We start from the raw sequence: 19901 nt of genomic DNA, 5'->3' as shown, positions 1-19901 counted from the left end.
TAAAAATTTTTAAAGGAGAGAAGTTTGAAAAAGCAAAGAAGATATTTTACGCTATTTACTATTTTATTGGCAACTGTAGAATCTAAAATATTAAGCTTATATAGTTTGATTTTTACATTAAACAAATATACTTTTGTAAAAGTGCATAAAATACTTTTATTAAGACAATTGAAACCAATAAAACTTTATTCAACAAATAATATAATCTAGGGAGAATTAATCACACAATGAAACAGAATAAGAAACTATCTACAAGCTTAGTAGCAAGCTTACTAATAGCTACAACAACTGCATGTGCAAAATATGATATTACACCAATTACTATTACAAGTGCTTCTAAAACAGAGCAATCAATAAAAGATGTAACAGCTAATGTTGAAGTAATTACAAAAGAAGAGATTGAAGAGAAAAGATTTACTACTGTTAGTGAAGCTTTAAATTCAATAGCAGGAGTTTCATTCACTTCAAATGGTTCAATAGGAAATAGTTCAAGTATTTTTGTAAGGGGAATGTCTAGTAATAGAGTACTTGTATTAGTAGATGGAATAAGGTATCAAGACCCATCAAATACAAGTGGAGCTTCTTTTGAAAATTTAATGGCTTCTGATATTGAAAGAATAGAGCTTATAAAAGGTGCTTATAGTGGTATTTATGGTTCTGATGCAAGTGCAGGTGTTATAAATATAATTACAAGTTCAGCTAAGAAAGGTTTAAATGCTTCTGTTAATTTAGAAGCTGGAAGTTACCTAACAAAAAAATATGGTTTTGTTTTATCAAATAAAGAAGATAATTATGATTTTAAAGTTAGTGCAAATAGATTTTTAACTGATGGCTTTTCTTCTCAAACAGAAGATAAAAAAAGTGAAAAAGCATTTGAAAGAGATGGTTATCAAAATACAAATATTGGTATAAAAACAAACTATTATTTTACTCAAGATGATAGGGTAGGGTTTATTTATAATTATATTAATTCAAATGTAGAGTATGATGCTTTTAATGCTCCAAATGCAATACAAAGAGCAACAAGCAGAACAAATCTATATTCAGTTTTTTATACAAAAAAGTATAAGGGTCATGATATTAAAGTTAAGTATGAACTTTCAAAATTTAAAAAAACAAATTTAGATACAAGCTTTGGTGTTAAAGATTATCAAGGTAAAACGAAAATATTAGAGTTAACAGATACTATTTTTTATAATAAAAAAGATTTTATAATTGCTGGTTTTTCAAATGAGAAGTATGAAGTAGATTATAATCAAGTAGATAAAACTACAAATGAAGATGAAAATACAAATAAAGCAATCTTTCTGTCAAATACAAATACTTTTGATAAATTAATTTTGAATCAAACTTTAAGAAAAGATAGTTATTCAAATTTTGATGATAAAGTAACTGGAAAAATTGGGTTTAAATATAACTTTATGAAAGAACTTTCATTTTCTGGAAACTATGGAACAGCATATAATGCACCAAATATTATTAAGATTTTAAATCCTTGGGGAACTTCAAATCCTGATTTAAAACCTGAAAAATCAAAAGGTTATGATTTAACACTTGATTATAAAAATTTAAGTTTTACTTATTTTAATAATAAGGTTGAAGATTTAGTTTCATGGGAATCAAATCAATATGTTAATACTTCAGGAAATTCAAGATTTAAAGGTATAGAAATAAAATATACAAATCAAATTTTTCAAGATACTTTACTTTCTTTAAATTATACTCACTTAAGTGCTGAAAATGAAGATAAAGAGCCTTTAGCTAGAAGACCCAAAAGACAATTAGGTTTTTCTTTAGATTATTATGGTTTTTCAAAAATTCATTTAAATTTAAATGGTTCTTATATAGGTACAAGATATGATGAAGCTGATACTAAAGGTGAACAAACAGGTAGATATACACTTTTTAACTCTGTAATTAATTACTCAATCAATGATAAAACAAAACTATATTTAAAACTTGATAATATAACAGATAAATATTACCAAACAGTAGATGGCTATGCAACAGCAGGAAGAAGTGCTTATGTTGGTTTAAAGGTTAGCTTTTAATGAGATTTTTCATACTTTTAGTTTGTGTTATTAGTATTAGTTTAGCAAACCAAAGAATTGTAACCTTGTCTCCTTCAATAAATGAGATAGTTTATGCTTTAAATAAAGGCGAAGAAGTAGTTGCAAATACAGCTTATTGCAACTATCCAAAGGAATCAAAAAAAGTTAAAAAAGTAGGTGGATATGCAAATATATCTTTAGAAAAAATACTTAAAGTAAAACCTACACTTGTTTTAACACAAAACTATAATCAAAAACTAATAAACAATCTAAAAGCTTTGGGAATTAAAACTTTAGTTTTTAAAACTGATACAATAGAGTCAATTAAACATACAATTAAAACTTTAGGTAAAGAGTTTGATAAACAAAAAAAAGCAAATGAGCTTATTTACTCAATAGATAAAAGTTTAAAAAGTATAGAGAATATAATCACAAATCAAAAGATAATGATTGTAATTCATCCTAGTAAAAATTTAAAAAAGAGTATTTTTATTGCAGGAAATAATCTATATTTCAATGATATTTTAAAAGCATCAGGCAATAAAAATGCATATATTTCTAAAAATCAAGCTCAACCTGTATTAAATGTAGAAAAAATAATAGCTTTAAATCCGGATATTGTTATAATATTAGCAGCTTTTTTTGAAAACGATAAAAAAGCTCTTGATGAGGTAATAAATGTATGGAAAAAATTACCAATAAAGGCAAGTATAAAAGATAATATTTATGCTATTGATAAAGAATATGCTGGTATTCCAAGTCATAGAGTTAAATATTTTATTAAAGATTATAAAAAGATATTAGTTGATGTTAAAAATAAGTAATTATAGTAATTTTATTTTAAAAAATATAAGTTTTTTTTTAAATGAAAATGAAAATTTAGTAGTTTTAGGAGAGAATGGAGCTGGTAAAAGTACTCTTGCAAAAGTTATTTGTGGACTTATTGAAAGTGAAGCTATTGAGCTTTATGAAAAAAATCTAAATAGTTTAAGTCAACAAGAACGCGCAAACTTTATAAACTATATCCCACCTAAATTATCAATTTTTGATGAGTATATTACATTAAAAGAGTTTTTAGAGCTTTCAAGTATAAATAGTGTAGATGCAAAAAGATTAAAAAAAGTAATTTTATTATTAAATTTAAAGAAATTAGAAAATAGATACTGCAATGATTTAAGTTCAGGAGAAAAACAACTTTTATTATTAGCTTCAAGTTTAATGCATAATGCAAAAATCACTATTTTTGATGAATTAACAGCAAATTTAGATATAAATAGATTAAAAGAAGTCTTTGATATTTTTAAATCAAACTTTTTAAATCAAAAAATAGTTATTACACATAATCTTGATTTAGCATATGCATTAAAGTTTAAAATTCTTTTTTTAAAAGATGGAAAAATAGAGTTTTTTGGTGAGAATGAAGAGTTTTTTACAAATAAGAATTTAAACAAATTTTATAAAAATTCAATATCAAAAGTAAATGACCACTTGGTGGTAAACTTATGAAAAAGAGTCTTTTATATATTTTTTCCATAATAATTTTATTAATAACTCCTTTTTTAGGAGAGGTGGATTTAGATTTTACGAATTTATTTTCAAAAGATACTTTAGATTATAAGATATTTTGGGACTTAAGAGTTCCTAGAAGTTTACTTGCTTTTTTTGTTGGGGCTATTTTGGCTTTAAGTGGTTTGATTTTTCAAATAATTTTTAAAAATCAACTTATTACTCCATATACTTTAGGAATTGCAAGTGGAACTACTTTGTTTACTGCAATTTCTATTGTATTTTTTCCAACACTTGTTTTGTCTATTTCAGGAGTAGTTGGCTCAATCTTTACGATTTTAATTTTATATTTTATATCAAGATATATAAATAAAAATCAAATAGCAGTCTCTACAAATACAATCTTGCTTATTGGTATCTCTTTATCTTATTTTTATTCATCTGCTTTGATGTTGGTTTTTTATATTAGTAATTTACAAGAAAACTATTCGATTGTTAGATTTACTCTTGGGAGCTTAGATACGGTTGGTTTTTTTGATTCTTTTGTAGTTTTTATTTTTTCAATTATTTTATATTTTGTGATATTTAAAAATAGATTTAATATAAAACTTCTTTTAGTATCAAATGATACAGCATTTTTAAAAGGATTAAATGTACAAAAAACAAATATTACTTTACTTGTAGTAATTTCTTTAAGTGTTGGTGTATCTATAAGCATAGTTGGTCCTATTGGCTTTATAGGTCTTATTGTTCCTCATATTATTAAACTTATATACAAAAAAAGTGCAGAAAAGCTTATTTTCCCTGTTTTTTTCTTTGGAGGAATTTTTTTAGTTATTTGTGATTTGATTGCAAGAAATTTAAATACAGATTCGGCTTTACCTATTGGAGTTGTTACTGCATTTGTAGGAGCACCATTTTTTATATATTTGTTAATTAGAAGAAATAAAAAACTAAATTAAATTTTCCAGTGTTTGATTTTTTTAGTATTTATTTCTTTTTTTACAATATCACAAAGCATAGGAAAAAACTCTAAGAAATCTTCTTCTAATAAAATGATATTATCGCAAACAGCATTATAATAACTAATTGTTGTATCCCTTGCTAGAAGTCTTTTTGATAATCTTAAATCGATTCTTTCAAAAGCTATTTTAAGATGTTCTAAATCCTGATATTTATTTAAAAGATCTCTTTTTATAAGACCTTTTATAAGAGTATTTGCTTTTTTGGGGAAATAAATAGCTCTTTTATTTGCTTTTGTATAAAAATCATATGAAAATTTTTCAATTGGGATATTACAAAATTTTTCCCAGTTTTTTGTAAGTAAATAATCATAAGTCAAATCAATAACAATTGATTTTAATAAACCTTTCTCTTTTAGTCTTGCTTTACTTTTTGTTACTATTTTATTTGAGTCTGTATATGAATCGATAATTTTATGTACTCTAACACCTTCTTTTAACTCTTTGCTTGCATGATTCCAAAGTCTAGTTTTAAGAGGGTCTGCTAAGAAATTACCCAATTGAAAATCAATATGTTGTTCTGATAAAAAAATATGTGCTAACCAATTCATTAAATACCTTTTAAATATTATTTTAACATAAAAAAATAAATGAAAAATCAATGATTATAATCTAAGCTTATATATAAGTAAAATTTATTTAAGAATGATAAGTTATAATTATGTTTTAATTAGCATAAAGGCTTAATCTTTGCTTTTAGTTTTTTTGGAATATGTGCAAATGCAATAGTGCTATTTTTGATAAATAGATTTTTTTCATAAATAGCTACATCTAAATTCATACTATTTGGATTTATATTTAACAGCTTAAGGTTTTGACCTCTATCATTATCAAAAGATAGGTTTTGTTTGTTTAATTTAACTAAAGCTTTTTTTGCCATATAAAATCCTTTTTTTGCTAATTATAAATAATTTTATCTTAAAAGGTTTTTTTAATGAGCGATGAAACAATAAAATCTATTCCATCAAATAGATTACAGTTTTTTCCAGTTATGATGTTTGCTGTTATAATGGGACTTGGTGGATTAACATTGGTTTATGAAAGAGCACATGAAGTTTTAGGATTAAGTTCTCTTTTTTATTTAGTGCTTAAATCTATAACAACAGTAATATTTATTTTTGTAGTATTAACATATATAATTAAACTATTTATGTATTTAGATGAAGTAAAAAAAGAGTTTTCTCATCCAATTAGAATAAACTTTTTTGCAGCAATTTCAATCTCTTTTTTATTAATGTCTGCCATTTATAAAAATAGTATTGATATTTCAAATATACTTTTTTATTTTGGATTATTTTTACATCTATTTTTTACTTTAAATACATTGAAATACTGGATTAATAATAACTTAGAGATGAAACACTCAAATCCTGCTTGGTTTATTCCTATTGTTGGAAATTTAATTGTTCCTGTTGTTGGTGCAAATCACTTAGATTCTATGTATTTGATGTTTTTCTTTTCAATTGGTATATTCTTTTGGATTATTATGTTATCAATTATTTTAAATAGAATAATTTTTCATAATCAATTTGCACCAAAATTTATGCCAACACTTTTTATTTTAATAGCACCACCATCTGTTGGGCTTATTGCATATTATAAAATGACACATAGTTTGGATTTTTTTGCTTTAATATTATTTAATTTGGGATTGTTTTTTACTTTTTTGATTTTTTTTATGTATAAAAATTTTGTAAAAATTAAATTTTTTATATCTTGGTGGGCATTTACCTTTCCTATGGCTACAATTGCCCTTGCTTCAATTTTGATGTATGAGTTAACAAACAAGGATATTTACGAGTTCTTTTCATACTTTTTTAGTCTTATTTTAACAATGATTGTTTTAGTAGTTGCATATAATACAATTGTGCATATGTTTAAAAAAGAGATATGTATAATGGAATAAAATAATATTTCTTATAATAATTTATGAAACCTTTTGTTATACTCATGCTAACTTATACAAAAGGTAATAGTTATTATGGAATATAGATATATAGGAAATAGTGGATTAAGAGTTACTCCAATTTGCTTAGGAACAATGACATTTGGAAGTACAACTACAAAAGAAGAAGCATTTAAAATAATGGATAAAGCATATGATTTGGGAATCAATTTTTTTGATACTGCTGAGCTTTATCCTGTTCCACCTAATGCTAAAGATGCAGGAATTACAGAAGAAATAGTAGGACAATGGATAAAAACAAAGCCAAGAGATTCTATAATTCTAGCTACAAAAGTAGCAGGGGCTGCTTCTGGATGGTTTGTTCCTCCTATTAGACATGGGCTTACTGCAATTGACTCTTTTCATATAAAAAGAGCAGTTGAAAAAAGTTTAAAAAAACTAGATACAGATTATATAGATCTTTACCAAGTGCATTGGCCAGATACAATTGTACCTATTGAAGAGTCTTTAAAGGCATTTGATGAGCTTATAAAAGAGGGAAAAGTAAGGTATATTGGTACTTCAAATGATAGTGCTTATGGACTTACGAAAGCAAATGAAACTTCAAAACATAAAAACTTAGCAAGATTTCAATCAATTCAGAATAACTTTTCATTATTAAATCCAAGATTTTTAGATGAATTAGCAAATGTTTGTAAAAAAGAGAATATCTCACTACTTCCTTATTCTCCAATTGCAGGAGGAGTATTAGCAGGAAAATACAATAGTGGACTTTATCCTGATGATGCTAGATTTGGTATTTATATGAAAAATAAAAGTCCTAGAGTTCAAGCTATGGCAAAAAGATTTGTAAATGATAAAACTATTGAGGCTACAAAAAGATATGTAACTTTAGCAAATGAGTATGGAATTTCACCAGTAACATTAGCAGTTGCTTATTCTAAGCATTTTGATTTTGTTGCCTCTACAATTATTGGAGCTAGAAAACATGAACAATTGGATGATTCTTTAAAAGCATTGAACTTTAAAATAGATAAAGAGTTATTAGAAAATATACAGAAAATACAAAATGAGATTTTATATCCTATGGGATAACTAAGGAACAAAATGGAATTATATTTTTTCGTTCTTCTTTTTGCTTTATTAGTTATGCAATACTTTAGTGTATTAACTAGATTTAGAATATTTAAAATATCAAGAAAAGTTTTTGATAAAAAGTTGAAAATAGCTCAAGTAAAATTAATTGATTCTACTTTTCCACTTTTTCCTATTATTGATGGCAATAAGTTTGTTACTTTACTTGATTTAAAAGATAATGAGCTTTTTTCTTTTCTTGTTGAAACAAGTGATGGAGAACAAGAAATAGTAAAGAAAATTGTAAAGTCTCGTGATGAAAAAAATAAATTAATAAAAGAATCAAAAGAGTTTTGTTCTTTATTAGAAAAAAATATAAAAGATAGTTTCTTTGTAAATTTAGAGCTTGTAGACTTACCAAAAAGTTTAAATAAAGGCATTAATAAAGAAGTAATTATATTTATTGATGAAAACTTACTTCATGAAACAAAACTTTGTATTAGTTTTGAGTTTATAAAATATTTTGTTAAATATTATGATGATGTTATATTTAAATTTTATTCTAATTTACAAAAAAATAGTTTTGAGAAGATTATTGAAAAAGGCTATTTAGGTAAATATGAAAAAATAGATACAAAAATTTTGGATTCAAATAAAATTTGTATAGATAAATTATCAGAATATTTATATAGCATAAGAAATAAAAAGTATAACTACTATAATAAGATATTTGATAAAAATGAAAAATTAAGTGCACATCAAAATTTAAGAAAGACTATTTATAATGAAAGTTTTAAGAAGAACTATTTTTTAAATGAAGAAGAGATATATTTAGAAGTAGGTGAAGACTTGAGACAAATTGTGAAAAAACAGTTTCAAGTGATTCTTTTTAGGGATAAAGTATTTGAGTTAGAAACATTTATAACAAAAGAAAAAGATAGCTTTATCTTAGAAACATATATTCCAGAAGATGACATGAAAATCAAAAAAATTACTTTTAACTTTAAAGAAAAAAGCTTTAGTGTTGAATAGCCTATTTTTAATAAAAAATTATAATTATTTTTCTTAATTTTAAACTTATATTAATTATTACAAACTATAATAGTGACAAAAAAGTCACTAATTGTATCATGCATAATGATTGATAAATAACTTTTAAATACATTACTTACATATACAACAATTTTTTTAGGATTTTAATGATAGAAAATAGCGCAGAAAAAAAGCTTTTATTATTAGTAAAGTATGCAATGCCACTTGTAACAATTCTTGTTTCATTTATATTTACACTTTTTATGATATTTAATAATATTGAAGAGTTTAAAAAAGATTCAAAAGATTTAAAAGATGATTATATTAAAAACCAAAAAGTTTTGATGAAGAGTGAAGTAAAAAGAGTTTACGATAGAATTTTAAAAAACCAAACTAATGTTAGAGCAACAATAAAAAAAAATATAAAAAATAGAATTAATGAATCTTATGAAATTGCTATGAATATTTATAAAGAGCATAAAAACAAAAAAACTAATAATCAAATAATAAAACTAATAGGTGACTCTTTAAGAGGTGTAAAGTTTAATGAGAATAGGGGATACTATTATATTTTTGATTTAAAGGGAAATTGTATTTTATATCCTCCCAATAGAGAACTTGAAAATAACAACTATTTAAACTATAAAGATCCAAATGGTTTTAAAATAATAAAAGAATCCATAAAAATTGCAAAGACAAAAAAAGAGGGTTATTTAGAATTTCAATGGAAAAAACCAAAAAAAAACAAATTTTCAACAAAACTTTCATATATAAAAGCAATTGATGAACTAGGAATATATATAGGAACAGGAGAATATATAAAAGATTTTGAAGATTCAATAAAAAAGAAAACTATTGAAAATTTGCAAAATCTAAGATATGGACTTAATAATTTTGTCTTTTTAGTTGATTATAAAGGTACTTATTTATCTCATTTAAAAAACGACTATGTAGGTTTAAATAGAATTGATTTACAAGATAAAAATGGCACTTATATTACAAAAAAGATTATTGATACTGCTAAAAGTGGCGATGGTTTTATAAGTTATATCTCTACAATAATGCCAGAAACAAATAAACCAGCTCAAAAAACTACTTATGTTAAAGGTTTTAACAAATGGGAAATAGCTATTGCCTCAGGTTTTTACAATAAAAAAATAGAAGAACAAATTGTACTTAAAGAGAGAAGTTTAAATAAAAGAAACAGTGAATATATATTAAAAATACTATTTATTTCTATTATTATTACAATATTTCTATTTGGAATATCCTTATATGTATCTTATTATTTGGAAAAATATTTTTTAAAATATAGAAAAAAGATTTTTGAAGAAATAGAAAAGAATAAGAAAAAAGATTTAATTCTTGCACATCAAACAAAAATGGTAGCAATGGGCGAAATGATTGAAAATATAGCTCATCAATGGAGACAGCCTTTATCTGTAATAACAACTAGTGCTAGTGGAATGCAACTTAGCAAAGAGATGGGAATACTAAGCGATGAGAACCAAAAAGAGTCTCTTGATATTATTATTTTAAATGCAAATCATCTTTCCCAAACAATTGATGATTTTAGAAATTTTTTAAGTACTAAACATGATGCAAAAACTTTTGAATTTCAAGTAGTTTATGATAAAACATTAAAATTAATAAGTTCAAAACTAAAATCAAATGAAATCCAAATTGATACAAATATTGAAGATATAAAAATTAAAGCATATGAAAATGAGTTAATTCAAGTACTTATGAATTTATTTAATAATAGTCTTGATGCTTTTAAGATTAAAAAAATAAAAAATAAGAAAATTAATTTTAATGTATTTAAAAAAAGTAAAAATGTAATTATTGAATTTAGTGATAATGCAGGTGGAATTGATGAAGAGCTGATTACTAGGATATTTGAACCTTACTTTACAACAAAACATAAGTTCAATGGAACAGGAATAGGGCTTTATATGTCCCAACAAATTATTAATAAACAATTCAATGGTGAAATAAAAGTAAAAAATATAAAAAAAGAAGAGAGTATAGTTGGTGTAATGTTTACAATAAAGCTACCAATTAATTAGAAGTTTATAATAGATTAATCAACAAAAGTTAAGTATAATTATAATTATTAAGGGAAAAAAATGAAGATTAGAGTGTATTATGAGGATACAGATGTAGGTGGTGTTGTATATTATGCTAATTACTTGAAGTTTTGTGAAAGAGCTAGAAGTGAACTTTTTTTTAAAAAAGGTTTAAGTCCTCATATAAATGACAATGAATTTTTTGTTGTAAAAGAAGTCAATGCAAAATATATAAAACCTGCTAAATTTGGTGATTTACTTGATGTTAGTGCAAGGCTTGATGTTAAAAAAAGTGCTTCATTGATAATGTATCAAGAAGTAAAAAGAGATAATGAAGTTTTATTTACTGCTACATTTAAATTGGCTTTTTTGAAAAATTTTAAACCAACAAAAATTCCCAATGAGCTTTATGAAGTGTTTTATGATTAGAAAATATATTTTTTTAATTTTTATATTTTCTGCATTTTTATATTCAAAGAATGTGCTCATATTAAACTCCTATCATCCCTCTTTTTCTTGGACAAAAATACAAGTTGATAGTATTGTTAATACTTTGCTTGATTCAAAACAAGATATTGATATATATATTGAATATATGGATACAAAAAGAAATAATCCAGCTTTAATGTATAAATACAAATTCTTAACTCTTTTAAAATATAAATATTTAAATAAAAAGATTGATTTAGTTATTTCAACAGATGATAATGCTATAAATTTTTTAAAAATGTTTAGAAATGAACTTTTTTCTAATAGTAAGATAGTTTTTAGTGGCATAAATAATCTAAATATCCTAGATGATTATAAAAAAGATGATATTACTGGTGTTTTTGAAAGAATGACTCCTCTTGTTAACTATGAATTAGCAAAAAAAATCGCTTTAAAGTTAGATAAACTTTATTTAATAGGAGATGATTCCGTAACTTTTAATGTACTTAAAAAGCTAGTATTAAAAGAATTAAATAAAACTAAAATAGATTATGAATTTATTAGTAATAAAAGTATTGATGATTTAATTAGCAAATTAAAAAATACAGATAAAAACTCCATGGCAATGTTAATAATGTCGGCTAGTTATGTTGATAAAAATAAAAATCCAATTACAATGGAAAATGCATTAAAAAAAATTAGTCAAGCTTATAAAAATCCTATAATATCCACTGCAAGAGTTTTCAATCATGGAGGGAAAATAATTGGAGGTTATGTTGTTGATGGAAATAGGCAAGGAGTTTTAGCAGCAAAAATGGCATTGGAAATTTTAAATGATCCAAATTTAAAAATCAAGCCAATTTTAAATGGTACTAACTCTTATGTATTTGATTACAATGCTTTAAAATTTTTTGGTATAGATATTGAAAAATATTTGCCATCTGAAAGTATAAAAGTTTTAAATAAGCCAATCTCTTTTTTTGAACACTTTAAACATATAATTTTAATTATATCTATTATCGCCATATCTTTAATTGTAATTCTTCTTATATCTTTGATATATAATTTTAAATTAAAAAAAGTAAATAAAAGACTGGAAAAATCAAATAAAAATATTCAAATATTTATTGATAATATTTTAGAAGGTATTATTATTTCAGTTGATGGTATTTGTATTGATTTGAATAAAGAAGCTATTAAGCTTTTAGGATATGAAAATAAAAATGAGTTAATAGATAAAAATATACTTGAACTTCTTTCTGAAAATCAAAAAAACTTTTTTGATACTGAAAATGCTGGTGAAACAATTTTTATTAAAAAGAATAAAGAACAAATTAATGTATTAGCAATGAATAAAAAAGTAAGTTTTGAAGATAGGCGAGTAAGTGTAACTTCTTTTGTTGATTTGACGCATTCTAAAAAAAGAGAAAAACTACTATTTGAACAAAGCAAATTAGCTTCAATGGGTGAAATGATAGGAAATATTGCACATCAGTGGAGACAACCTTTATCTGCAATATCTACTTGTGCATCTGGATTAAAATTGCAACATGAAGTTAATGTTTTAGATGATGAAAATTTAAACAAATCTTTAGATACGATTATGAAAAGTACAAATTATTTGTCAAATACCATAGACGATTTTAAAAACTACATAAAAGGTGAAAAGATTATAACAAAATTTTCTGTTTCACATGCAGTTGAAAATAGTATAGATTTATTGAGTGCTTCATTTAAAAATTATGGAATTAATATAGTTAAAAATTTTGATGATGTTCAGATTTATAGTTGTTTTAATGAATTGATTCAAATTTTTATAAATATTTTAAATAATTCAAAAGATGCTTTAAATAAAAATTGTAAAAAAGATAAAGTTATTTTTATAAGCATAAAAGATGAACAAAATTCAGTTACAATAGAATTAGTTGATAATGCTTTTGGGGTGGAAGAAAAAATTATAAATAAAATTTTTGAACCATATTTTACAACTAAAGAGAAGATGCAAGGAACGGGACTTGGACTTTATATGAGTTATACATTAATAACAGAGAGTTTAAAAGGAATCATTGTTGCATCGAATAAAGAGTTTATTTATAATTCAAAAGATGCAAAAGGTTTATGTATGCAAATAACACTACCTAAATATATTGAAAAAAAGGATGATAATTAATGAAAAAAGTTTTTTTATGTATTTTTTTGATTTTTACAATTTTAAATGCAAAAGATAGCTTATACTATTTGCCAGATGAGTCTAATATTGCTATTAAAGAAGTAGAAACTCTTTTAAAAGAAAGTAAGAAATCTATAGATATTGCAATGTATAACTTCACATATAAAAAATTTGCCAAGCTACTTAAAGATAGTGTAAAAAGGGGTGTTAGAGTAACTGTAATTTTAGATAAGAAAAAAGCTTTAGAAGAGAAAAAAACTCAATATGATTATCTTGTTAAAAATGGAATAGATGTTATTTTATTAGAGAATAAACTACATATTAAAATGGCTATTATAGATAAAAGAAATGTTATATTCGGAAGTGCAAATTGGAAGAAAAAATCTTTTAAAAATGATTATGAAATATTGTATATTTCAGATGATAAGAAAATGTTATCAAGATTTAATCATATTTTTAAAGAGCTACTACAAGAGTATAAGTAATCTATACTCTTTACTAATCTACAAGTACAAAAACTGTATTATTCAAATTAATTATCAATATAAAAAAGGATAGATGTGTTAGAAATATTTGTAATTGCATATTGTTTATATTTTATAGTAAATATATACACTTCATTTATGCAAGTAGGCTTTGTTAGTAAAGCAAAAAATATGCCAGCAATTATACTTGAGGATAACAAATACCTTGAGGCTGGAAATTATAGTATAGAAAAGGAAAAAATTTCAATACTTTCAACATTTTATGATTTTGTAATTTTTATGCTTTGGATAGGTTTTGGACTTAAATTTTTAGATTCACTTATAGTAGTTGATCAAGGTTGGCTAAAAGCTATTTTGTTTATTGATGCTTTTATTATAATAAACTGGATTTTATCTTTACCTTTTGAGTTATATACAACTTTTAAACTTGATAAAAAGTATGGTTTTTCAAATATGACTCCTGCTTTATATATCAAAGATACAATTAAAAGTGCTATTTTATTTTTAGTTTTTGGAAGTTTAATAATTGCAGGAATTGCACTTATTATTGATAATCTTCCTTTTTGGTGGATATGGGGATTTGTTTTTATTTTTACTGTTATTATATTAATAAATATGATTTATCCATTAGTAAGAGATAAGATGTTTGATAAGTTTGAACTTTTAAAAGATAAAGAGCTTGAATCAAAGATTGAAAAACTTTTAGATGAAGTGGGATTTAAAAGTAGTGGAGTATTTTCTGTTGATGCGAGTAAAAGAGACAATAGACTTAATGCTTATTTTGGAGGACTTGGAAGTACTAAAAGAGTAGTTTTATTTGATACATTAATTCAAAAATTAACTCATAATGAATTACTAGCAGTTTTAGGTCATGAATTAGGACATTTTAAAAATGGAGATATCTTAAAGAATATAGGAATTATGGGTATAGTAATGCTTATATTTTTTGCTATTTTTGGAAATTTAAATGATGAGTTATTTTTAGGACTTTCATTAAATAATGAACCATATGCAATTATTGCAGTATTTTTACTATTTTCTCCAATTTTATCATTTTTCTTGATGCCTTTAGTTTCACTAATTTCTAGACATAATGAGTATGCAGCTGATGAGTTTGGTTCAAATTTACAATCAAAAGATGATTTAGTAAATGCTTTATTGAAATTAGCAAATGAAAATAAATCATTTCCATTATCACACCCTTTATATGTTTTCTTTTATTATTCTCATCCACCATTAGTTGAAAGGTTTAAAGAGTTAGGTTATGATGTATATAAAGTAAATAATGCAAAAGAAGCAATGAAAGATGATTTTAAAATAGATGAATGATATTAACTTATATTCTATTATAGCTTTTAGTGTAGGCTTTGTTGTATCAGGTTTTATATTTTACTTTTTAATTAAAGTAAAATATGAAGCTAAACTTCAAAGCTTAACAAATGAAGCAAATATAAAACTTCAATCAATGAATGATAAAATAAATTCACAAAGAGAGCTTTATGAGCAAAAACTACAAAATAAACAAAGAGAGTTTGAATTAAAACAAGAGAGCTTTCAAGAAAAAATAGATCTTTTAGAAACTTCAAAGATTAAGATGAAAGAAGAGTTTGAAAATCTTGCAAATAGACTTTTTGAACAAAGTAGCAAAAAATCAAATGAAAATATTAATCAAATTTTGACTCCTTTTAAAGAACAAATTAATAATTTTGGGAAAAGAGTAAATGATATTTATTCAGAAGAGACAAAACAAAGAAGTTATTTATTAAATGAAATAAAAAATCTAAAAGAGCTAAATACACAAATCTCAAATGATGCAATAAATTTAACAAAAGCATTAAAAGGTGACAATAAAACTCAAGGTGATTGGGGCGAGTTAATCCTTGAAAAAGTCTTGGAACAAAGTGGATTAAGAGAGGGTATTGAATACACTACTCAAAGTTCATTTTCAAATGAAGGTAAGAGATTAAGACCAGATGTTATTGTTCATCTTCCTTTACAAAAAGATATTGTAATTGACTCTAAAGTCTCTTTAAACTCATATATTAATTATACACAAGCTGAAGATGAACAAAATAGACAAAAAGCAATTAAAGAGTTAATCTCTTCATTAAAAGCTCATATTAAAGGTTTAAGTATAAAAAGATATGAAGATATCAAAGAAGTTAGAACATTAGATTTTGTGCTTATGTTTATACCAATTGAATCTGCTTTTTTACTTGCAATTTCAAATGAAAATAATCTTTTTAAACTAGCTTTTGAAAACAATATAATGCTTGTTTCTCCATCAACTTTATATGTCTCTTTAAGAACAATAGAAAATATTTGGAAAATAGAGTATCAAAATCAAAATGCAGAATTAATCTCTAAAAAAGCAGCAAACCTATATGATAAGTTTGCACTGTTTGTAAAAGATATTGAAGATATAGGAATGCATATTAATAGAACTTCAAAGTCTTATGATAATGCATTAAACAAGCTTTCAAAAGGAAAAGGCAATCTTTTAAATAAAAGTCAAGAGTTTATACAATTAGGTGTGAAACCAAATAAGCAAATAAATATTACAAATCATATATAATTAAGTTTAAGACAAATTAAACAAAATTATAATAAGGATTTGTTTCCATGACACTGCGAAAAATCTTATTTCCTATATCATCACTTTTCTTTTCTATTGCTTTTTTAGCAATAGGATATGGTATGATATTAACTTTTGTTGGGGTATACCTAAAAGAGTTACAAGTTAGTAATACAGTAATTGGTATTATTAACGCATCTTTCTTTTTAGGAGCTGTAAGCTCTTCTATTTTTAGTCAAAAAATCATTTCAACAGTAGGACATATAAGAAGCTTTGCTGCATTTGCTTCAATTATGGTAGTCTCATTTTTACTTCATTCTGTATTCTTCAATGAATTTTTATGGGCTTTTTTACGTTTAATTTCAGGTTTTTCATTTTTTGGACTTTTAATTATACTTGAAAGTTGGCTAAATGAAAAAAGCAGTGAAAAGGATAGGGGAAAGATTTTAGCTATTTATACTATAATTTTTTATCTCTCTACTGCAATTGGACAACTTTTTTTAAACATTGATGAGCATTTTAAACAAGCTATCTTTACGATAGGTTCAGTATTAGTACTTTTTTCAGTAGTTATAATTGCTTTAACAAAAATAAAAGAGCCTAAACTTGCAGAATTTGAAAAATATAGTGTTCCAAAAATCTTTTCAATAGTTCCACTTGCTACGGTTTCAAGTTTTATTGGTGGGTTTTTTGTTGGTGGATTTTTCACTATGGTTCCTGTATATATATTAATGCAAGGACAATCAATTGAAGTTGTTTCATATTTTATGCTTATTACATTGATTGGTGGATTAATTTCACAATGGCCAATAGGACTTTTATCTGATAAGTATGGAAGAAGAAAACTTATTGCATTTTCAGCATTTTTTTCAGCTGTTATTTCAACTTTATTTATAGTTTTTAATTTAGATAATCAAACTTTATATATATTAGGATTTTTGTTAGGGTTTTCAATCTTTTCAGTATATCCTTTAGCAGTAGCAAGAGCAAATGATGTTGTAGATGAAAATAAAGATATTGTAGAAATAAGTAGAGCTTTACTTTTTGCATATGGTATAGGCTCATTTATCTCACCATTACTTATTGGATTTGGATTAAGTTATATGCCACAGTTCTTATTTACTTGCTTTGCAATATTAGGTATATTTTTATGCTTTTATTCTCTTTCTAAAAAGAGAATTGCCGATGATGATTTAAGTACTTTTGTAAATATGCCAGTTGCATCAGGAGCTGAGTTACCTGAGCTTGATCCAAGGCAAGATGAACATACACCAACACCTTAGATTTTTAATGCAACTATCTTTTAGATAAAAATAGTGATAGGTAAATACCTATTGCTATAAAGCAAGCTCCAAAAAGATGATAAATTTCTACTTTTTCCCCTAAGAAAAAATAAGCTAAAATAGCTCCAAACAAAGGCATTAAATGTGCAAATTGACTTGATTTTTCAGGACCTATTTGAGCAATTGCATTATTCCAAAAATAAAACGATAATACTGATGCAAAAAAAGATACATAAATAATAATTGGCCAATTTTGTTTTATCATTATTATTTCTCTTTGAATACTATATCCTTGATAAAAGTAAATAGGACTAAGATATATTATTCCTAAAAATACTAAAGTAGTAAAAAGTTCAACATGATTTAACTCTTTTGGTTTGAATCTAAGTAAAATTGAGTATAAAGCCCAAATTGTAGCACTTAATATTATCCACAAATCTCCATTTTTTAAATTCAATTCTAGGATTTTAGCTATGTTTCCTTCTAAAACTAAAAATACAACTCCAAAGGTAGATGATAAAAAACCTAAAATTTGAATCTTATTAATAGGATTTTTTAATATAAGCACTCCTAAAATAAGAACAAGTAATGGAGTTACAGAATTAATCAAAAGAGCATTTGTAGCTTGTGTTGTTTGCAAAGCAACATAAACAATTGTGTTAAATAAGCTTATTCCTAAAATTGCTAAAATTGATAGTATTAAAAAATGCTCTTTTGTACTTTTAATACACTTTTTAATATTCATATATTTTATAGAAAAAGGAAGAATTAAAATAAAAGCAAGAACCCATCTAAAAAAAGCAAGTTCTAAAGGTTCTATTTCATCTTTTATAAATCTTCCTAAGATAAAGTTTCCAGACCAAAAAAGTACACAAAGAGTTAGTAAAAAATATACTTTATATACTTTTTGCATTTGTATCATTTTAATTGGTTTAATAGTAAAATATCTACCATATCTCCAGCTTTGATATCTTTACTATCATCTTCTTGAATTAATAAGGCAGGACTTTCAAGCATATTTGTTAATATTGCACTTGTTCCTTTTTTCTTACCTTCAAAATTAACTTGATAAATTCCATCTTTATATTCAACATTGCAAGCTGTAAAGACTGTTTTTGGCATTCTTCTTGGAAAATCTTGATTGATTTTTGCTTTTACTATTGGTAAGCTTTGATTTGCTTGCTTTAATCTATAAATAAAAGGAAGTACATATAAAATAGCACAAACTGTTGAAGAGTAAGCAAAACCTGGAAGAGCAATAATTAATTTCCCATCTTTAATAGCTGCTAAAAGATGCATTCCTGGTTTGATTGTAACTCCATGAAATAGTACTTGAGCTTTTAGTTTATCTTTTATTACATCTTGAACAAAATCATAATCTCCAACACTAACTCCACCTGTTGTTATAATGATATCAGCTTTTTCAAGACCTTTTTCTAGCAGTTGTGTAATAGAGTCTATATCATCTTTTACTATTCCCATTTGTATAGTATTAGCACCTGCTTTTTTACATAAAGCTTCAATTGTCAAGTGGTTTGAACTTCTAATTTGAGAATCATTTGTTTGTATTTGACCCAAATCTAGTATTTCACTACCTGTACTTGCAATTGCAACTGATGGAGAAACAAATACAGGAACTTGTGCAATATTAAGAGATGCTAATACACCAACTTCTGCAAAACTTACAATTGTTCCTTTTTTTATAAGAACCTCATCTTTTTTGTAGTTTTCTCCAATATCTCTTACTGCAAAGCCAAAAGGAACTTTTTTTACAATTTTTATTTCATCATCATTTACTTCAACATTTTCAATAGGAATTAAAGTATCGCTTCCCTTAGGCATTAGTGAACCTGTAAAAGTTTTAATACATACTCCATTTGTAACAACTGATTCTACTACACTTCCTGCTGGATTTTTATCTATTATTTTTATTTTTTCTTTTATTAAATCTTCTGCTTTTAAAGCATAACCATCCATTGCTGAAGTTGCAAACTCTGGACTGTTATGGTCTGCAATAATATCTTCTGCTACTACATATCCTAATGCTTGTGTTAAAAACATTTTTTCAATTGGGGGTGTTTTTATATCTATTTTTTCTAATATTTCTAAAGATTGTTTATAACTAATAAAATTTCTCATATTTATTCTCCAAAATTAATGCAAAATCTTATCAAAAACTAGGCAAATATGCAATCTTTTAAAGCCTAAATTTTAAATAATTAAAAAGAAAATGAAAATTTTATGAGTTAAAAGCTTGACTAAAATTAATAAAAGTGTAATAATTATGTAATTTTCTTAA

At 24.6% G+C, this 19901-nt stretch carries 19 protein-coding genes; 15 read left to right on the top strand and 4 right to left on the bottom strand.

Going from position 1 to position 19901, the window contains the following annotated elements:
* The first annotated feature begins 24 nt into the window (after positions 1–24).
* Genes AMRN_RS07400 through AMRN_RS07380 form a run of 5 tightly spaced genes read left to right on the top strand, consistent with a single transcriptional unit; the run spans position 25 to position 4519 of the window.
* The gene (locus tag AMRN_RS07400) at positions 25–210 is read left to right on the top strand and encodes a hypothetical protein (RefSeq protein WP_099311559.1); all 186 of its coding nucleotides are present in this window, start codon (positions 25–27) and stop codon (positions 208–210) included.
* 17 nt (positions 211–227) lie between these two features.
* A complete protein-coding gene (locus AMRN_RS07395; protein WP_099311558.1) occupies positions 228–2051 on the top strand; it encodes a TonB-dependent receptor plug domain-containing protein in 1824 nt (607 codons plus the stop codon).
* Positions 2051–2875 (top strand): ABC transporter substrate-binding protein, encoded by an 825-nt coding sequence (locus tag AMRN_RS07390; protein ID WP_099311557.1) that lies wholly within the window; start codon positions 2051–2053, stop codon positions 2873–2875. The genes AMRN_RS07395 and AMRN_RS07390 overlap by 1 nt, the downstream gene beginning before the upstream one ends.
* On the top strand, positions 2859–3557 hold the full coding sequence (locus AMRN_RS07385) for an ATP-binding cassette domain-containing protein (RefSeq protein WP_099311556.1): 699 nt from the start codon (positions 2859–2861) through the stop codon (positions 3555–3557). The genes AMRN_RS07390 and AMRN_RS07385 overlap by 17 nt, the downstream gene beginning before the upstream one ends.
* The gene (locus tag AMRN_RS07380; RefSeq protein WP_099311555.1) at positions 3554–4519 is read left to right on the top strand and encodes a FecCD family ABC transporter permease; all 966 of its coding nucleotides are present in this window, start codon (positions 3554–3556) and stop codon (positions 4517–4519) included. The genes AMRN_RS07385 and AMRN_RS07380 overlap by 4 nt, the downstream gene beginning before the upstream one ends.
* Here AMRN_RS07380 and AMRN_RS07375 read toward each other — a convergent pair.
* Positions 4516–5130, bottom strand: a complete 615-nt coding sequence (locus AMRN_RS07375) for an acyl carrier protein phosphodiesterase (RefSeq protein WP_099311554.1) — start codon at positions 5128–5130, stop codon at positions 4516–4518. The genes AMRN_RS07380 and AMRN_RS07375 overlap by 4 nt on opposite strands.
* 119 nt (positions 5131–5249) lie before the next feature.
* The gene (locus AMRN_RS07370) at positions 5250–5459 is read right to left on the bottom strand and encodes a malate dehydrogenase (protein ID WP_099311553.1); all 210 of its coding nucleotides are present in this window, start codon (positions 5457–5459) and stop codon (positions 5250–5252) included.
* Positions 5460–5513: 54 nt separating this feature from the next.
* Here AMRN_RS07370 and AMRN_RS07365 point away from each other — a divergent pair, with 54 nt between their 5' ends.
* The 10 genes from AMRN_RS07365 to AMRN_RS07320 all read left to right on the top strand — a co-directional run bounded on the left by AMRN_RS07365 (position 5514) and on the right by AMRN_RS07320 (position 17602).
* Positions 5514–6485 carry an SLAC1 anion channel family protein gene (locus tag AMRN_RS07365; protein ID WP_099311552.1) on the top strand — a complete coding sequence of 324 codons (972 nt, stop codon included), beginning with the start codon at positions 5514–5516 and terminating at the stop codon, positions 6483–6485.
* Positions 6486–6560: 75 nt separating this feature from the next.
* Entirely contained in the window at positions 6561–7580 is a 1020-nt protein-coding gene (locus tag AMRN_RS07360) for an aldo/keto reductase (RefSeq protein ID WP_099311551.1), read from the top strand.
* 12 nt (positions 7581–7592) lie between these two features.
* Positions 7593–8591: a hypothetical protein gene (locus AMRN_RS07355; RefSeq protein ID WP_099311550.1), complete on the top strand. Its 999-nt coding sequence runs from the start codon at positions 7593–7595 to the stop codon at positions 8589–8591.
* A 167-nt stretch (positions 8592–8758) separates the two neighbouring features.
* Positions 8759–10660 carry a sensor histidine kinase gene (locus tag AMRN_RS07350; RefSeq protein ID WP_099311549.1) on the top strand — a complete coding sequence of 634 codons (1902 nt, stop codon included), beginning with the start codon at positions 8759–8761 and terminating at the stop codon, positions 10658–10660.
* 60 nt (positions 10661–10720) lie between these two features.
* A complete protein-coding gene (locus tag AMRN_RS07345; RefSeq protein WP_099311548.1) occupies positions 10721–11089 on the top strand; it encodes a YbgC/FadM family acyl-CoA thioesterase in 369 nt (122 codons plus the stop codon).
* Complete coding sequence (locus AMRN_RS07340; protein ID WP_165772853.1) at positions 11082–13259, top strand: sensor histidine kinase; 2178 nt, start codon at positions 11082–11084, stop codon at positions 13257–13259. Before AMRN_RS07345 ends, AMRN_RS07340 begins: the two co-directional genes overlap by 8 nt.
* Positions 13259–13744 carry a phospholipase D-like domain-containing protein gene (locus AMRN_RS07335; protein ID WP_099311546.1) on the top strand — a complete coding sequence of 162 codons (486 nt, stop codon included), beginning with the start codon at positions 13259–13261 and terminating at the stop codon, positions 13742–13744. The genes AMRN_RS07340 and AMRN_RS07335 overlap by 1 nt, the downstream gene beginning before the upstream one ends.
* Positions 13745–13819: 75 nt before the next feature.
* Positions 13820–15073, top strand: coding sequence for a M48 family metallopeptidase (locus tag AMRN_RS07330; protein ID WP_099311545.1), 1254 nt, complete (start codon positions 13820–13822; stop codon positions 15071–15073).
* Positions 15066–16319: a DNA recombination protein RmuC gene (locus AMRN_RS07325; protein WP_099311544.1), complete on the top strand. Its 1254-nt coding sequence runs from the start codon at positions 15066–15068 to the stop codon at positions 16317–16319. The genes AMRN_RS07330 and AMRN_RS07325 overlap by 8 nt, the downstream gene beginning before the upstream one ends.
* Before the next feature lie 47 nt (positions 16320–16366).
* Positions 16367–17602, top strand: coding sequence for an MFS transporter (locus AMRN_RS07320; protein ID WP_099311543.1), 1236 nt, complete (start codon positions 16367–16369; stop codon positions 17600–17602).
* Between the two features lie 13 nt (positions 17603–17615).
* Here AMRN_RS07320 and AMRN_RS07315 read toward each other — a convergent pair whose 3' ends face one another.
* Both AMRN_RS07315 and AMRN_RS07310 read right to left on the bottom strand, forming a co-directional pair.
* Complete coding sequence (locus AMRN_RS07315; RefSeq protein WP_099311582.1) at positions 17616–18515, bottom strand: DMT family transporter; 900 nt, start codon at positions 18513–18515, stop codon at positions 17616–17618.
* Between the two features lie 5 nt (positions 18516–18520).
* Positions 18521–19741 (bottom strand): molybdopterin molybdotransferase MoeA, encoded by a 1221-nt coding sequence (locus AMRN_RS07310; protein ID WP_099311542.1) that lies wholly within the window; start codon positions 19739–19741, stop codon positions 18521–18523.
* Positions 19742–19901: the final 160 nt, after the last annotated feature.

Origin of the sequence: Malaciobacter marinus (assembly GCF_003544855.1) — a bacterium.
Classification (GTDB): Bacteria; Campylobacterota; Campylobacteria; order Campylobacterales; family Arcobacteraceae; genus Malaciobacter; species Malaciobacter marinus.
Note: the sequence above shows the minus strand (reverse complement) of the source record. Positions and strands in the feature narration are given on the sequence as shown.

Bases quoted from the DNA above. Each gene is read 5' to 3' on its own strand.
- AMRN_RS07390 (WP_099311557.1), top strand. From the start codon at position 2,051: ATGAGATTTTTCATACTTTTAGTTTGTGTTATTAGTATTAGTTTAGCA.
- AMRN_RS07335 (WP_099311546.1), top strand. From the start codon at position 13,259: ATGAAAAAAGTTTTTTTATGTATTTTTTTGATTTTTACAATTTTAAAT.
- AMRN_RS07360 (WP_099311551.1), top strand. From the start codon at position 6,561: ATGGAATATAGATATATAGGAAATAGTGGATTAAGAGTTACTCCAATT.
- AMRN_RS07320 (WP_099311543.1), top strand. From the start codon at position 16,367: ATGACACTGCGAAAAATCTTATTTCCTATATCATCACTTTTCTTTTCT.
- AMRN_RS07315 (WP_099311582.1), bottom strand. From the start codon at position 18,515: ATGCAAAAAGTATATAAAGTATATTTTTTACTAACTCTTTGTGTACTT.
- AMRN_RS07345 (WP_099311548.1), top strand. From the start codon at position 10,721: ATGAAGATTAGAGTGTATTATGAGGATACAGATGTAGGTGGTGTTGTA.
- AMRN_RS07395 (WP_099311558.1), top strand. From the start codon at position 228: ATGAAACAGAATAAGAAACTATCTACAAGCTTAGTAGCAAGCTTACTA.
- AMRN_RS07370 (WP_099311553.1), bottom strand. From the start codon at position 5,459: ATGGCAAAAAAAGCTTTAGTTAAATTAAACAAACAAAACCTATCTTTT.
- AMRN_RS07310 (WP_099311542.1), bottom strand. From the start codon at position 19,741: ATGAGAAATTTTATTAGTTATAAACAATCTTTAGAAATATTAGAAAAA.
- AMRN_RS07325 (WP_099311544.1), top strand. From the start codon at position 15,066: ATGAATGATATTAACTTATATTCTATTATAGCTTTTAGTGTAGGCTTT.
- AMRN_RS07355 (WP_099311550.1), top strand. From the start codon at position 7,593: ATGGAATTATATTTTTTCGTTCTTCTTTTTGCTTTATTAGTTATGCAA.
- AMRN_RS07350 (WP_099311549.1), top strand. From the start codon at position 8,759: ATGATAGAAAATAGCGCAGAAAAAAAGCTTTTATTATTAGTAAAGTAT.
- AMRN_RS07380 (WP_099311555.1), top strand. From the start codon at position 3,554: ATGAAAAAGAGTCTTTTATATATTTTTTCCATAATAATTTTATTAATA.
- AMRN_RS07385 (WP_099311556.1), top strand. From the start codon at position 2,859: ATGTTAAAAATAAGTAATTATAGTAATTTTATTTTAAAAAATATAAGT.
- AMRN_RS07375 (WP_099311554.1), bottom strand. From the start codon at position 5,130: ATGAATTGGTTAGCACATATTTTTTTATCAGAACAACATATTGATTTT.
- AMRN_RS07340 (WP_165772853.1), top strand. From the start codon at position 11,082: ATGATTAGAAAATATATTTTTTTAATTTTTATATTTTCTGCATTTTTA.
- AMRN_RS07365 (WP_099311552.1), top strand. From the start codon at position 5,514: ATGAGCGATGAAACAATAAAATCTATTCCATCAAATAGATTACAGTTT.